Annotated in this window: 11 protein-coding genes; 3 read left to right on the plus strand and 8 right to left on the minus strand. The window is 70.6% G+C overall.

Annotation, left to right across the window (positions count from 1 at the left end; translation table 11 throughout):
* Positions 1–199: 199 nt before the first annotated feature.
* From AC07DC_RS21705 to AC07DC_RS21720, 4 genes are all read right to left on the minus strand, one after another.
* Complete coding sequence (locus AC07DC_RS21705) at positions 200–424, minus strand: lasso RiPP family leader peptide-containing protein (protein WP_478916406.1); 225 nt, start codon at positions 422–424, stop codon at positions 200–202.
* A 276-nt stretch (positions 425–700) separates the two neighbouring features.
* Positions 701–1,918, minus strand: coding sequence for an ROK family transcriptional regulator (locus AC07DC_RS21710; protein ID WP_478916059.1), 1,218 nt, complete (start codon positions 1,916–1,918; stop codon positions 701–703).
* Positions 1,919–2,156: 238 nt separating this feature from the next.
* Positions 2,157–3,596, minus strand: a complete 1,440-nt coding sequence (locus tag AC07DC_RS21715) for a sensor histidine kinase (protein ID WP_478916060.1) — start codon at positions 3,594–3,596, stop codon at positions 2,157–2,159.
* Positions 3,593–4,339, minus strand: coding sequence for a response regulator transcription factor (locus AC07DC_RS21720; protein WP_478916061.1), 747 nt, complete (start codon positions 4,337–4,339; stop codon positions 3,593–3,595). The genes AC07DC_RS21715 and AC07DC_RS21720 overlap by 4 nt, the downstream gene beginning before the upstream one ends.
* 121 nt (positions 4,340–4,460) lie before the next feature.
* On the opposite strand from AC07DC_RS21720, the gene AC07DC_RS21725 reads away from it, so the two are divergent.
* The 3 genes from AC07DC_RS21725 to AC07DC_RS21735 are packed head-to-tail and all read left to right on the plus strand — an operon-like array spanning position 4,461 to position 7,121.
* Positions 4,461–5,873 (plus strand): ferredoxin reductase family protein, encoded by a 1,413-nt coding sequence (locus tag AC07DC_RS21725; protein WP_478916407.1) that lies wholly within the window; start codon positions 4,461–4,463, stop codon positions 5,871–5,873.
* Positions 5,874–5,878: 5 nt separating this feature from the next.
* Positions 5,879–6,346, plus strand: a complete 468-nt coding sequence (locus AC07DC_RS21730) for an FMN-binding protein (RefSeq protein ID WP_478916408.1) — start codon at positions 5,879–5,881, stop codon at positions 6,344–6,346.
* Positions 6,347–6,380: 34 nt separating this feature from the next.
* Positions 6,381–7,121: an FAD:protein FMN transferase gene (locus tag AC07DC_RS21735; protein WP_478916409.1), complete on the plus strand. Its 741-nt coding sequence runs from the start codon at positions 6,381–6,383 to the stop codon at positions 7,119–7,121.
* A 44-nt stretch (positions 7,122–7,165) separates the two neighbouring features.
* Here the strand turns inward: AC07DC_RS21735 and AC07DC_RS21740 are convergent, their stop codons facing one another.
* The 4 genes from AC07DC_RS21740 to AC07DC_RS21755 all read right to left on the minus strand — a co-directional run bounded on the left by AC07DC_RS21740 (position 7,166) and on the right by AC07DC_RS21755 (position 14,654).
* Positions 7,166–10,357 carry an N-acetylmuramoyl-L-alanine amidase gene (locus AC07DC_RS21740; RefSeq protein WP_478916062.1) on the minus strand — a complete coding sequence of 1,064 codons (3,192 nt, stop codon included), beginning with the start codon at positions 10,355–10,357 and terminating at the stop codon, positions 7,166–7,168.
* 533 nt (positions 10,358–10,890) lie between these two features.
* Positions 10,891–11,892, minus strand: a complete 1,002-nt coding sequence (locus AC07DC_RS21745) for a TolB family protein (RefSeq protein ID WP_478916063.1) — start codon at positions 11,890–11,892, stop codon at positions 10,891–10,893.
* Positions 11,889–13,238 (minus strand): MFS transporter, encoded by a 1,350-nt coding sequence (locus tag AC07DC_RS21750; protein WP_478916064.1) that lies wholly within the window; start codon positions 13,236–13,238, stop codon positions 11,889–11,891. The genes AC07DC_RS21745 and AC07DC_RS21750 overlap by 4 nt, the downstream gene beginning before the upstream one ends.
* Positions 13,239–13,241: 3 nt before the next feature.
* Positions 13,242–14,654, minus strand: coding sequence for an alkaline phosphatase PhoX (locus AC07DC_RS21755; RefSeq protein WP_478916065.1), 1,413 nt, complete (start codon positions 14,652–14,654; stop codon positions 13,242–13,244).
* Between the last annotated feature and the right edge of the window lie 15 nt (positions 14,655–14,669).

Here is a 14,669-nt window from a genome sequence, read left to right on the forward strand (position 1 = left end):
ACGACAGACCCGGCCAGACCCTGTTCATCCCGTGAGCGGGGAAGCGCGCGTCCGCCGATGCGGCGGCGGGGCCGGAGGCGAGTACGGAGGCGGGTGCGGGGAAAACCCCGGCCACGTACGGGGCACACTGGGCAGGCAAACGGGTCAGCAGAGTCATCGCGCGTCCCGGATCCAAATGATCTGCGATTTCACCGGAGTCCTACCAGTAATACTGTGAGTTGGCGTCCGCATTACCGCTGGAAGAACTTCCCAGGGTCAGTTTTCGCACATGGCCGAGATCGGCGAGGAGCGGAGTCTCGTAGGCCGCGGGCCCACTGTCCTCCGCTGACCTCGAAGAATCCGGTCCGGACTGGACACAGAGGTCATCGGAACACTCGTTCCGAGCAAGGAAAGACATCATGTCTCCGCAAATGTCGGTAGTCATCAGTTCGCCGCACCGCCTCGGCCCGTGGACGTCGAGGAAAGATGCGGCACGATGAAACTCTACCTGGACTGATACATCATCAGTTGCCTGATTACGCCAACGCTTCACGCGCCTCTTCGCACATCCAGTCGAGGATTGCCACGTCAGGAACGGCACCGCCTTGCCCGCGCATTGGGCTGGAAAACGGCGCGGATCGGCGATCGATGACACGGGCTCTATTAATTGAACCGCGCGCCTTCCGCGTTCCCCGTCATAACTTCAAATCGATGCCCGCGGTCAGCTCTCGCCGATCTCCTCGTCCGAGAGGATCGAGCTGAGCCCGAGGACGAGCGCGCCGAGTGCCTCGGCCCGCTGCTTCAGAGCGCTGAGCCGCAGTTCGAATCCAGTCGACGGATCCACCGCACCCGACAGCGCGAACCGCTCCAGGGACTCCCTGCAGGGTTTCAAAACCAGGTCCCTGGCTCCGGCGAGCTGGCCCCCGAGCACCACCACATCGGGATTGAAGAGATTGCAGAGCTGGGCGAGCGCCCTGCCGAGCAGCCGCCCCGCGTCCTGCAGGGCACGCACGCACACGGCGTCGTTCGCCTGCGCCTTCGCGATGAGCGACGACAGGGATCCTGGGAGGTCCGTCGAGTTCCCCAACTGCGACTTCCTGACCTGGTCGATGAGGTATTCGGCGCCGATGATGGTCTCCAGGCAGCCGCGGCCGCCGCACTGGCAGATGATCCCGTGCGGGTCCATGGTCAGATGGCCGATCTCGCCGGCGATCCCGCTGCGCCCCCGCAGCAGGTTGCCGCCGACGATCAGGCCCGAACCGATTCCGGTCGAAGCCTTCACGTAGACGACGGTCTCCAGGTGCTCGCTCCCCCCGTAGGTCTGCTCCGCGAGAGCACCGAGGTTGGCGTCGTTGTCCATCACCACGCGGACCCCGAGTGCCTTGGCCAGCTCCTTGGCCGGATCGCCTCCTTCGCTCCAGGGCGGCAGCACCGGGGCGGCGAACGTCCCGCTTCGGGGGTCGATCATCCTGGGCACGGCGATACCCACGGAGGTGATGTCGTCCCGCGTGCGGCCCGTCTCGGCCACCGCGTCCTCGATCAGCCCCTTGACGAGCGGAATCACGTGCGCAAGGCCGCGGTTGGCCCCGTCGGGACTCTGCTGCACCTTGACCCGGTCGTACTGCTCGTCGACCCGCCGGGCGATCACGGTGACATGGTTGAAGCCGAGGTCGACACCCACGGCCACGTTGGACGCTCCCTGCAGGCGGACGAGGGCTCCCCGCCCCTTGCCCTGGGCCGCCGAGTTGCGCTCCATCCGGACGATGCCGTCCCTCTCCAGCTCACGCACGGCGGTGGAGACCGTGGCCTGTGACAGGAGCGTGCGCCGTGCGATACCGGCCTGCGTGTCCGGTTTAATCATAATTGCGATGATGATTCGCTTGCGGTTGTTGTCCTTGTGACTCGCGGCGGGACGGAGGTGCGCACGTAAGTCAAGCATCGAGTCCCCCGACGACCAGAAGCGATCATTACAACGAAGCCGAAGGCAATAATAATGTCAGGTGTATCTTCAATTCAATTGATTCACCGTATCGAATCCAAGTGTTCCAAAATATCGAACATGTACACCCGGAAGTCGATCAGCCTCTTCCGATCTTGGCTGTAAACCGATCCTCCCGCCGGTGTTCCGGCAGTCCTCCAGCAGGAGTTGAGCCGTGACCGCGCTCCCGGGGGAGGGCTCAGAGCGGCAGCCGCACGGTGAATTCGCTCCTGCCGGGCCGGCTGCGGACGGTGACCGTACCCTCGTGCGCCTCGACCACCGCAGCGACGATGGCCAGGCCAAGGCCCGCACCGCTGCCCGCACCGGGGCGCCGCCGGTCGGCGCGCGCGAAACGTTCGAAGAGCGTCGTGCGGACCGCCTCCGGCACCCCGGGGCCGTTGTCGGCGACTCTCAGTTCGACCGTCCCGTCGTCGGCTTCCTGGACGGTGCGCAGCCGCACCGCGACCTCGGTCCCGTCCGGGGTGTGGATCCGGGCGTTGGCCAGCAGGTTCGCCACGACCTGCTGCAACCGGTGGGCGTCGCCGGGGACGGTGACCGGCTCCTCCGGCAGCTCGAGCACCCACCGGTGACCGGGACCGGCGGCCCGTGCGTCGTCCACCGAGTCCAGCACCAGCCGCGTCAGGTCCACCGGTTGGCGCTCCAGCGGGCGGCCGGCGTCCAGTCGGGCGAGCAGCAGCAGGTCGTCGACCATCTCGCCCATCCGCGCGGACTCCGCGGCCACCCGCTCCAGCGACCGCCGTACCTCGGCCGGCACCGGTCCTGGGTGACGCAGCGCCAGTTCCGCGTGGCCGCGCACCGAGGCGACGGGGGTACGCAGCTCATGGCTGGCGTCGGCCGCGAACCGGCGCAGTCGTTCCTCGCTCGTGTGCCGCTTGGACAGGGCGTCCCCGACATGGCCGAGCATGAGATCGAAGGCAGTGGCGACCTGCCCCGCCTCGCTGCGCGGATCGACGTCCGGGACCCGCAGCGGCAGGGCGACCTCACCGCTGTCCAGCGGCAGCCGCGTCACGGCCGTGGCGGTCGCGGCGACCCGTCGCAGCGGCCGCAGCGACCAGCGCACCCACAGCGCCCCCGCGACGCCGGTCACCACCAGGGCCCCGCCGAAGACGACCGCCTCGACCAGTTCGAGCCGATGCACGGTCTCCTCGATGCTCCGCAGGGGCAGACCGGTGATGAGTACGTCCTGGTCGTCGCCGGCCACGGCCCTGACCCGGTAGCCGTGCAGTGCCGACAGTTCGATGTCGTGCGCCCGGCCGTCGACCGGAACGGCCGCGAGTTCCGCCTTGTCGGCGGCGGTCAGCTCCACCGTGGTGTCGGTGCCGGAGCGCACCACCGCGGCGTCGGTGACCGCTCCCGCGAGCAGCCGGGCGCCGAACGTGCCGGGCGACTGACGGCGGGTGTCGGCGTGGTTGTCCGCGTCGGGTTCGCCGTGTTCCCCGGCGTGCTCCAGGCTCGCCGGGAACTGGCCGCCCGCGTCGCTGAGCTGCTGGTCGAGGCGTTCGGTGAGGAAGCCCCGCAGCGCGAGCACCGCGGCGATGCCGACGGCCGCGCAGCTGACCGCGAGAAGCACCACCAGCCCGCAGGTCAGCCGGGCGCGCAGCGAGTGCGGGCCGATCACGGTGTACCGGGCTTGAGGACGTATCCGGCACCCCGCACCGTGTGAATCATCGGATCCCGGCCGACGTCGATCTTCTTACGCAGATAGCTGATGTAGAGCTCCACGATGTGGGCCTGGCCGCCGAAGTCGTAGGACCAGACGTTGTCCAGGATCTGCGCCTTGCTCAGTACCCGGCGGGGGTTGCGCAGCAGATACCGCAGCAGTTCGAACTCGGTCGGTGACAGCTCGACGGTCTGCCCGCCCCGGGTCACCTCCCGCGCCTCCTCGTCCATGACCAGGTCGCCGACGGCCAGCGCCGCCCCCGCGGGCCGCTCCCGGGTCATGCCCGCACGGCGCAGCAGGCCGCGCAGCCGGGCCAGGACCTCTTCGAGGCTGAACGGTTTGGTGACGTAGTCGTCGCCGCCGGCGGTGAGGCCCGCGATGCGGTCCTCGACGGCGTCGCGCGCGGTCAGGAAGAGCACGCAGATCCCGGGCTGCCGCGCCCGCAACCCGCGCAGTACGGACAGCCCGTCGAAGTCGGGCAGCATGATGTCGAGGATGACGGCGTCGGGCTGGAAATCCCGGGCCGCGGTGAGCGCCGAGGCCCCGTCGGCGGCGGTCCGCACCTCCCAGCCCTCGTAGTGCAGGACGCCGGCGAGGACCTCGAGCAGGTCCGGTTCGTCGTCCACGACGAGGACCCGGACCGGGGTGCCGTCCGGGCGGGTCAGGGAGGGCAGCGGGCGCGCCGCGGAAGGGGTGTCCATGGTCGGTCCAGCATGCCGCCACAACCTCTGAGTTTCCCATGAGACCCGCCCCGGACCTCCGGTTCAGAGCTGATTCAGAGGTTGCGGCGGCACAGTGGGCCGTCAGCCGACGAAAGGGGACATCGTGGCGACGACCTACGGCCACCGGGCGGCACGGCACGGTTCCACACCGGCCGGCCAGGACGGGCCGCCCGCGCCGCGCGGCCGCCGCTCACCTCCCGGCCGCCGCTCACCGGCCGGGCCGGTGCTCGCCCTGGTCGGGGCGGGTGCGGTCGCGGTGCTCGCACTGTGGTGGCACGACACCGCCGCGGTCGTCGGGCCCGCGGGCTGGCTGATCGGCGCGGGCCGGATCGCCGGCCTCCTCGCCGGCTACGGGTGCGCCGTCCTGGTCGCTCTCATGGCCAGGGTTCCGGCCCTGGAACGCGGTGTGGGAAGCGATCGGGTGGCCCGCTGGCACGCGATGGCCGGTCGGTACACCGTGTGCCTGATGCTGGCCCACATCGTGCTGATCATCTGGGGCTACGCGGTCCAGGCCCGCACCGGCATCGTGCACGAGACCACGACCGTGGTGCTGGACTATCCCGAGATGCTCAAGGGGACCGCGGGTGCGCTGCTCCTCATCGCGGTCGGTCTGGTCTCCGCGCGTGCCGTACGCCGCCGGGTCAGCTACGAGACCTGGTACTACCTGCATGTCCTGACCTACCTCGCGCTCTTCCTCGCCTTCGGCCACCAACTCGCCCTCGGCAGCGATTTCGCCGGGAACGCGGCCGCTCAGAACGCCTGGTACGTGCTGTACCTCGGGGTCGCGGTGCTCGTGCTGTGGTTCCGTGTCCTCGTCCCCGTACGGCTGAACCTCCGGCACCGGCTGCGGGTCGCGGCCACCGTGCGCGAGGCGCCCGGCGTCGTCTCCGTCCTGATCCAGGGGCGCCGGCTGGCCGAACTGCGCGCCGAGTCCGGACAGTTCCTGCGCTGGCGGTTCCTGACCGGTGGGCTGTGGTGGACCTCCAGCCCGTACTCGCTGTCGGCCGCGCCCCGCCCGGACCAGCTGCGCATCACCGTCAAGGCGGTGGGCGAGCACAGTGCGGCGCTGGCCCTGCTCCGGCCCGGCACCCGGGTCTGGGCGGAGGGCCCCTACGGGGCGATGACCTCCGCCCGCCGGACCCGTTCCAAGGTGCTGCTGCTCGCCGGCGGCGTGGGCGTCACGCCGCTGCGCGCGCTGTTCGAGACGCTCCCGGCCCGCCCCGGCGATCTGACCCTGCTGTACCGGGCCCGCACCCCGGGGGACCTGGCACTGCGGTCGGAGCTGGAGGCAATAGCGCTGACCCGTGGGGCCCGCCTGTACTACGCCGTCAACGCGGCGGACGGCACCCGCGCCGCCATCACCGCCACCGGTCTGCGAACGGTACTGCCCGACATCCGCGAGCACGACGTGTACCTGTGCGGGCCGGAAGGCATGGCGCAGGAGTCCTACGACGCACTGCGCGCGGCCGGTGTGCCGGCCGGCCGCATCCACCACGAATCCTTCGAGCTGTGAGCGCCATGCGAACCCATCCCCTGCGCCGCATCCTGCTGAGCGCGGCCGCGACCGTGACCGGCGTCGTCGTCCTGCTGTCGCTGAAACCGCACACGCAGCAGCAGTCGGTGGCGCAGGCGAGCGTGAACCCCGGTTCCTCCTCCCCCGCACCCGCCGCGACAGGCTCCTCGCCGTCCGCGGGTGCCACCGTCGGCGGGGTCAGAACCGTCGACGGGGACACCATCCAGACGCGGTTCGGACCGGTGCAGGTGCAGATCACCCTGACCGGCGCGAAGATCACCGCCGTCACCGTGCTGCAGGTACCCGACGAGAACGGCCGGGACCAGGAGATCGCCGCGTTCTCCGTTCCGCAACTCACCCAGGAGGCTCTCGACGCCCAGAGCGCGGGCATCGACACCGTCTCCGGCGCGACGTACACCAGCGAGGGGTACATCCGTTCCCTGCAGAGCGCACTGGACAGGTCCGGTGGCTGACAACCCGGCGCGGCTCCGGCATGTGGAGCACGTGATGGGCACCGTGTTCTCGTTCGACGTCCGCGGTGACACCGGTCCGCGCACCCGTACCGCGCTGGCCGCCGCCACGGCCTGGTTGCATCACGTGGACGAGGAGTTCTCGCCCTACCGGCCCGGCAGCCAGATCAGCCGGTTGGCCCGCGGCGAGCTCGCACCCGACCGGTGCTCGCCGGAGGTGCGGGAGGTACTGCGGTTGTGTGCGGACGCCGAACGGCGCAGCGGCGGTTGGTTCAGCGCCCGGTACGCGGGCGGCCTCGATCCGACCGGTCTGGTCAAGGGGTGGGCGGTGGAGCGGGCGGCCGCGATGCTGCACTCCGCGGGTGCGCCCTCCGTCTGTGTCAACGGCGGAGGTGATGTGCAGCTGCACGGCGGTCCCTGGCGGGTGGGGGTGGCCGATCCGCTGCGGCCCGGTGCGGTCGTGGCCACCATCGAGACCCGTCATGCGATGGCCGTGGCGACGTCCGGCCCCGCCGAACGCGGCTGCCACATCCTCGACCCGCACACCGGCGCGCCACCCGTCGACGCCCTCGCCTCGGTCACGGTGGTCGGTCGCGGCCTGACGGATGTCGATGCCTGGGCCACCGCCGCCTGCGCGATGGGTGGGGACCGGGCCCGTACGTGGTTGGCGGCCCTGCCGGGAGTGGAGGCTTTCGCGGTCACGTCCGACGGTGGCACCTGGCAGACCAGTGGCTTCGCGAGGGCGGACCGGGGTGTGGACACGGTCCTGGAACGCTGAAGAGCCCGGCCGCTCACGCCGGCCGGGCTCTTCGGTGCCTGATGTCAGCTGTTGGTGTAGTAGCCGGTCAGGTCGGCCAGCAGGTTGACGCTGCCGGCGAAGTTGTAGAAATCGACCTTCCCGTTGACCACCGGAACCACGACCAGGTTCGGGATCGTCTGCTTCGCCGAGAAGTTGAGATTCGAGACACCCGGCCGGGCCTGCCCGTCCGGATAGACGCTGACGTAGCCCCCCGTGGTCGGCGCGACCGCCGTGACGTTCAGGACCACCGCCGTGACTCCGGAGGCGGGCAGTCCCGCGCGGCCGGCGATCTGGAGGGTGATGGTGGCACCGGGACCGACGGGGGTGTGGACGGCTCCGACGCCGGAGCGGGTGTCAAGGACGCGGGTGGGTCCCGCGGTGTTGAACACCGATCCCGTGGTCGTGTAGTAGCCGGTCAGGTCTGCCAGCAGATTGACGCTGCCGGCGAAATTGTAGAAATCGACCTTCCCGTTGACCACCGGAACCACGACCAGGTTCGGAATGGTCTGCTGCGCCGAGAAGTTGATATTCGAAACGCCCGGCCGCTGCTGCCCGTCCGGGTAGACGCTCACGAAGCCGCCCGAGGTCGGCGCCACCGCCGTCACGTTCAGGACCACGGCCGTCACACCCGTGTCCGGGACACCACCCACACCCGCGATCTGCAGGGCAATGGTCCCGCCCTGACCCACCGGGGCCTTCGCGGCGCCCAGCCCGGAACGCGTGTCGAGCACGCGCGTCGGACCGGCGCTGTTGAATCGAGAGCCCGTGGTGGCGGTGGTGTAGTAGCCGGTGAGGTCGGCCAGCAGGTTGACGCTGCCGGAGAAGTTGTAGAAGTCGACCTTGCCGTTGATCACGGGGACGACGACGAGGTTCGCGATGGTCTGCTGCGCCGCGAAGTTGAGATTCGAGACGCCCGGTCGCGGCTGCCCGTCCGGGTAGACGCTCACGAAGCCGCCCGAGGTCGGCGCCACCGCCGTCACGTTCAGCACCACAGCCGTCACACCGGCGGCGGGGACAACGTCCACACCCGCGACCTTCAGGGCGATGCTCGCACCCTGACCCACCGGAGCCTTCGCGGCGCCCAGCCCGGAACGCGTGTCGAGCACCCGGGTCGGACCGGCCGGCGTGTACGTGCCGGTCGGGGGCTTGGCCGCCTCGACGGTGGTGACGTCACTCGCCTTCACGAAGGCGATGCGGTGGTTGTAGCGGATCGGGTAGTACATCGTGGATCCGACGACCAGGGTGTGGTCCCCGGGCGCGTCCATGTTGACGTTCTGGGCGTAGAAGAAGTCACTCGCCATCGCCGCGTTGGCCACATAGGCCTGGCCGGCCGGCAGGGTGTAGCCGGTCGGCACCACCGCCTGCTTGGGGTCCTGGCCGACGGCGGAGATGACGGCCGGGTAGGCCGACGCCTCCGGGTAGGAGCGGCCGTAGACCGGGATGGCGGCGGTGCCGGAGGGCGTGACGACCTTCTCGGCGGTGCGGCTGTTGGCCACGGCGTTCTGGCCGCCGGGGTTGAAGAACCACGCCTTCTGACCGGCGTACCAGATCGCCGTCCAGTCGCCCTGGACCTCGGCGACGATGAAGCTCTGGCCGGAGACGGCCTTGTCCGTCCAGTCGGCTGCCTGGCTGGTCCCCGAGGCTCCGCCGTGGGACGAGACGAGCGCGTCCTTGATCAGCGGCGCCGTGGCGGACGCGGAGGTGCGCAGGTACACGAAGTTGGCCGGACGCACCGCGCACGGACTCGTGCTCGACTTCGGGTCGCAGCCGGTCACCACGGGCTGGTTCGCCGCGGTGAACGGCGGGGCGATGGTGATCTCACCGCCGACGATCGGGGCGCCGTTCCCACCCAGCGGAGCGCCGAGCAGATCCATGTAGTGCGACCAGTCCCAGTACGTTCCGGGGTCCCAGTGCATGCTCGCCACATAGGCGTCGGTCGGACCGGTGATGTCGTCGTGACCGATGATGTGCTGCCGGTCGAGCGGAATGTTGAACCGGCCCGCCAGGTAGCGCACGAGCGTCGCCGACGACTCGTACTCCGCCTCGGTGTACCAGCTCGCGTCCTTGAGGGCGAAACCCTCGTGCTCGACGCCGAGGCTGTGCATGTTCAGCACCCGGCTGCCGGCGTGCCACGCCTCGTCCTTGGTGGCGACCAGTTGCGTCACCAGGCCGTCATTGGCGCGGACGAGGTAGTGCGCGCTCACGTCGGTGGTGGGGTTCTGGAAGACGTTGACGGCGGAGCTGTAGTCGCTCTCGGTGTCATGGATGACGATGTACTGGATCGCCTGGCCGTCGGCAGGCCGGTTGGCCTTGTCGTAGTTGCCGTAGACGGCCGGATCCGCGGCGTTGGTGCCCTGGTAGGCGGCGGGGACGAAGTTGCAGGTCAGCCCCGAGGGGCACTCCGCTGTGGCCGCATTGGCTCCCACGGCCGCCTTGGCCGTGCTGGTGGCGGGCGCAGGTGCTGCGGGGACGACCGATGGGGCTGCTGCCAGGGTGACCTGCTGGCCGTCCGCGGTGGTGCGACTGGCGCCGGAGCGGATGGTCGCGAAGACGCGGTCGGCGAACTGGTTCGCGGCAGCGGTGTCCGAGGAGTGGGTGTAGCGCGCGACCGCGTCGTACCACTGGCCCGGGTCGGTGGCGAGCTTCCCGTGCGCCTTCTTCTCGTAGGAGGCGAGCAGTGCCGCTCCGCCGCGGACGCTCTCCCGCGGGTCGGTGCGCAGCGCCTTCGCGGGCTCGTCGATCAGCGCGGCAGCGGCGTCCAGGGTGTGCAGGGCCGGGTCGGACGTGCCGACCGAACCGACCGCGGCGAGCGCCGACTTGTCCGGATGGAAACGCTTTGTACCGCCATCGCCCCGCTGGTCCAGTTCCGCGCGGCGCTGGCTGTCGCTGTGCGCCGACACGGCGGACGAGTCGACCTGTGTGAGGCCCATGACGTTGAAGTTGCCGGTGGCACTGGGTGCGCCCTGGTGCGATTCCCAGCGCGTCTGGTGGTACGACACGGCGAGCAGCACGCTCTCGGGCACCTGGAACTCTGCGGCCGCGGCGGCGAAGTCCGCCTGCAGCTGCGACCCGGCGGTGGACGAAGATGCCTGACCTGTCCCATGCCCCGACGGCGAGGCGGAGGCGTACGCTCCGACCGCCAGCGCCGAGACGGCGACCGCCGCGGTGATCCCCTTGACTACGCGCGACCGCGATCGGCCGTGTCTTCCCCGCACTGATATGTCCCCACTGTGTCGGCAAACGTCCGGGTGATTCCGAGCCGGACCGGGGCCGAGCGATAGGGGCTCAGGCTTGCGGACGACTCGCATTCCGCGCCGACGCTAGCAGGCGGACGACCAGGCCGGCGGGCGGCATCTGCCTGTGTCCGTTTCGGGGCGGAACGGCCGCCCGGTGCGCACGGAGGCCGATGGGCCGGGCCGCGTCAGGGGCAGATGCATCTCACTCGGTGACAGCGGGGACAGACGACACGTCTACTGACTTCAACGGCCGGCTGCGGCTCCATAACGTGCTCCTGACTCTCCAGCACCGCCACGGCTGCGCCCGGCAGGCTCGTTGTGCTCACTCCTCTAGACGTTTGGGCAGCGATTTGGGTTCGCTTCTGACGCAACTTCGTGACGGCACCATGCTCGACAGGGCTCCGTACGCCCGCTCTTGGGACTCCTCGTCCGAGTTGTACCCCACTCGAATGTCACCCGGTGGCCGCCGCGGGATGACCCGGCGGCCACCGGATCCGCCCGGAACGCCTCCTTCAGCGGCTCGGTGACGCTGCGTCGACAATGAGTTTGCGGGGCTGTCCGGTCCCGTCGGCCGGAACGGCCCAGACATCGGAGCCGCCGCTGCCCCGGGATCTGGCGTACATGACGGTGTGCCCGTCGAACCACGCGGCCTGGTCGTCCACGCTCGCGGGCTCGGCGAGTGCGGTCTCACGCATCGTCGACAGGTCGAGTACGTGGAGCCGCCAGGGCCTCGCCGCATCGGAGGAGACCCGCTTCTTGAACACCACCCGGGTGCTGTCCGGCGACAGGGAGGGGCATTCGGCGTTCTCACGCAGCGTGTGCGCCTCCCACTTGCCGTAGTCGCCCTGGACGAGATACGTCTTCCCCTTCGTCGTCACGGTCGCGTAGAAGCGGTTGTCGTCCGCCGCGAAGGTCACGCCCCAGAAGTTGACGTCGGAGGCCCGGTAGCGGCGACCGTCGATGAACAGCGGGATGTCCTCGATGTTCAGCACCGCGTAGCCGGTTCGGGTGTCGAGGATCCCGGTCCAGGTGGAGAAACCACCCTTGTTGTAGGAGTCGCCCTGCACGAACACCGTCCAGGAGACCATGCGCCCGCTGGGCGAGACCCGGGTGCGGTTGGGGATGCCCGAGAGCTTCACCCGGCGGACCTCGCGCAGTTGGCGGTCGACGATCAGCGCGTACGTCCTGGGTACGGCGCCGGTGCGGGTGATGAGGCAGACGCCGGTGCCCGCCGCGCTGTAGAAGCGCTCACAACCCAGCCCGCTGACCGTACGCGGGGCGCCGGGGCTGCCTGCCGGCACTGCCGCGATGTTGCCGTGGCCGGCTCCGGGAGCGGTGTCGCGGAACAGCAGTTGCCCGGGGCGGACGCTGTCGAGCGGCTCACCGTGGAAGACCGGGACGGCCTCGCGCCGCGCCGCGTGGACGCTGTAGCCGACCCCCAACCCGGCCAGCACCAGCAGGGCGACCACCGGTGCGAGCAGCCGGAGCCGGGCGCGCTGCCGGAAAGCGGTCATGCGATCGTCTCCTCGTCGTGCGGCCGGAGGTCGGGTGCGCGGACGCCGGGTGGTTCGGATCCGGGTGCGTCGCCGTCGGCGTCGACCGTTGGGGCATCGCCCAGCGGGAAGCCGAACCTGGCCGCCAGGAGGCACACCGCAAGTCCGGTCGCCATCACCGCGAGCCCGGTGCGCGGACCCCAGGCGGTCCAGGCCGCGCCCAGGATGATCGAGGACACCACCCGGGCGCCCGCCTGACCGGTCTGCAGCAGGGCCATCCCGCTGGTCCGCAACCCGGTGGGCAGCAGCGGGCCGGCCGCGGCCATCAGCACGCCGTCGGTCGCGGCGTAGAAGACCCCGTGCAGGAGCAACGCCGGGACCAGTACGAGCACTCCCCCGGTGGGTCCGAGCAGGACCGCGTACGCGGCGAGCAGCGCCAGATGGCCGCCGAGGAACATCCGGAACCTGCCGGTACGGTCCGCCATCCGGCCCAGCGGCACGGCGAGCAGGAGATAGGCGCCGGTGGTGCCGAGCGGCAGCAGCGGGAAGTACTCCGGGGCGATCCCCAACCGCCGTTGCATCAGGAGGTAGATGAAGGAGTCGCTGACGGTGACGAGTCCCAGTGCGGCGGTCAGGACGCACGTGCGGCGGAACGCGGCCGCGCGCAGCAGTCCGAACGCGGCGCGCAGCGCGGGCTCGCGACGGGCCGGCGGCGGGTCCTGCCGGTCCCGGACGAGGGAGACCAGCAGCACGACACCGAGCGCGGCGACGCAGAAGCTGACGACGAAGACCGCGTCGTAGGCGGTGCCGGTCGCGGCGAGGACCGCGAAGGCCGCGAGCGGGCCGACGAAGGCGCCGACGGTGTCCATCGCCCGGTGCACACCGAAGGCGACCCCAAGGGTCTGCGGGGGTGTGCTGAGGGAGATGAGGGCGTCCCGCGGGGCGGTGCGCAGGCCCTTTCCCGCGCGGTCGGCGGCCACCACGGCGCCCAGAGCGCCCACCGAGCTGCCCGCGGCCAGCAGACCGAGTTTGCACACCGCCGACAGCCCGTAGCCGACCCCGGCGACCAGTTTGCGGCGCTGCCGGCGGTCGGCGAGATGGCCGCCGACGAGCCGCACGAGGACGGTGGCGCCGGAGTACAGGCTGTCGAACATGCCGAAAGCAAGCGGACTCAGGCCCAGTTGCAGGACGAGGTAGAGCGGCAGCACCGCGCTGACCATCTCCGAGGAGACGTCGGTGACCATGCTGACGGCGCCGAGTGCGACCACGTTGGCGGGGACCGTGCGCAGCAGCCCGGCCCGGCGCCCCGGGCGGAGGCCCGGGGCGCCGTCGGCGGCACTGGTACTGCTGCTCGCCGAGATGTACATCGGCTACTTCCACCCGCTGATGTCGAGCAGTACGCCGTAGCCGGTGACGTTGTACTGGACGATCACGTACAGATGGCGCCCGGTCGCGTCGAAGACGCCCCCGGTGAAGGAACCCATCGGGTCGTTGACGGTCGCCACCCGGATGCAGCCGTCGCTCTGCAGGTCGGGGTCGGACCCGTCCGGCAGGCAGCTCCACAGGTCATTGCCGTGAAAGCCCTGCAGATCGCTCTCGGTGTCGCCGTCCTCGTGCACGATCCAGCTGCCGCGGCCGGGCCGGAAGGCCATGTTGTCGGGCATGTTGACCGCAGGGCTGCCCGGGACGAACACCTGGATCTGCGGGATGGCCGCGTTGGTGGTGGCGGCGGCCACCGTCCCGTCGGTCAGGCACACCGACTCGCCCCAGTTCTGCGCCTCGTCCTCGTCTCCCGTCTCGTTGACACATGCGCGCACCTGCCCCGCGGCGAGCGCGGTTCCGTCGAGGTCCATGTCCTCCGGCCGGTACAGGCCGGTCAGATGGAGCTCGGCGGTGGCTCCGGTCAGGTCGGGGTCGGTGCGGTCGGGGACGGGGATCCAGGCGCCCTGGCCGGTCTGGGTGCCCTGGCCGTAGTCCCGGCCGCCCTCGTACCGGCCCAGCCGGAGACCGTAGACCCGGCCCGACGCGAACGGCGATTCGCTCAGCCGGTGGATGGGTCCCGCGCCCGCGGCACGCGGCTTGTCCGGCACGAACTTGAACAACGCGCCGCCGGGCGCGCCCTGGTCGGGGCGGTTCTCGTCGGCGTAGTAGAGCAGGCCGTTGGGCAGGACCGAGATCCCTTCGTACGACAGCCGGCCGATGCCGGGCCGGACGGTGAGGTTCCGCGCCCCGGTACCGCCGCTGAAGGTGCCGGTGGAACGGTCGAGTGTCACTCCGGTGGTGTGCAGCGGGTCCATCAGCTCGTAGAGCCGGCCGCCTTCGGGGCCGCCACCGTCCTCCTCGCCGATGACGACGGTTCCCCAGGCGGTGCGCCGGACAGGGTCGCACCCCTCGGTACCGGTCAGGATCGTCTCGGACCTGCCGGTCGCCAGTTCCGTACGCAGCAGGCCCGGCTTGTCGGGGTCGCTCTCGTTGCAGCTGATGAGCCATCGCGGGTCGGAGTCGCTGGGCCACAGGGCGCCCTGATCGGTCGTCAGCGGCAGCCGGGCGTTGACCACGCGCGCGTGCAGGCTCTTGGCGAGGGTGACCAGTCGCTCCGGGTGGGCCAGGGCCTCCGCCTTGCCGATCGGCCGGGTCGACGAGTGCGCCAGGTCGCCGGTGACGCCGTGCGGGTTGCCGCGGTCGGCGGCTTCGGCCCGGCCGGGCGCGGCGCCGGCGAACATCGCACCGGCGCCGGCTGCCAGGGCCACCATGGCGGCGAGCGCCGTCAGGTGTCGTTTCACGTCTTCTCTCCTTGT

It is taken from the genome of Streptomyces sp. NPDC045021 (assembly GCF_056432645.1).

Excerpts from the sequence above, each read along its gene's own strand:
- AC07DC_RS21720 (WP_478916061.1), bottom strand. The coding sequence starts at position 4,339 with ATGGACACCCCTTCCGCGGCGCGCCCGCTGCCCTCCCTGACCCGCCCG.
- AC07DC_RS21735 (WP_478916409.1), top strand. The coding sequence starts at position 6,381 with ATGGGCACCGTGTTCTCGTTCGACGTCCGCGGTGACACCGGTCCGCGC.
- AC07DC_RS21750 (WP_478916064.1), bottom strand. The coding sequence starts at position 13,238 with ATGTACATCTCGGCGAGCAGCAGTACCAGTGCCGCCGACGGCGCCCCG.
- AC07DC_RS21705 (WP_478916406.1), bottom strand. The coding sequence starts at position 424 with ATGACTACCGACATTTGCGGAGACATGATGTCTTTCCTTGCTCGGAAC.
- AC07DC_RS21730 (WP_478916408.1), top strand. The coding sequence starts at position 5,879 with ATGCGAACCCATCCCCTGCGCCGCATCCTGCTGAGCGCGGCCGCGACC.
- AC07DC_RS21710 (WP_478916059.1), bottom strand. The coding sequence starts at position 1,918 with ATGCTTGACTTACGTGCGCACCTCCGTCCCGCCGCGAGTCACAAGGAC.
- AC07DC_RS21745 (WP_478916063.1), bottom strand. The coding sequence starts at position 11,892 with ATGACCGCTTTCCGGCAGCGCGCCCGGCTCCGGCTGCTCGCACCGGTG.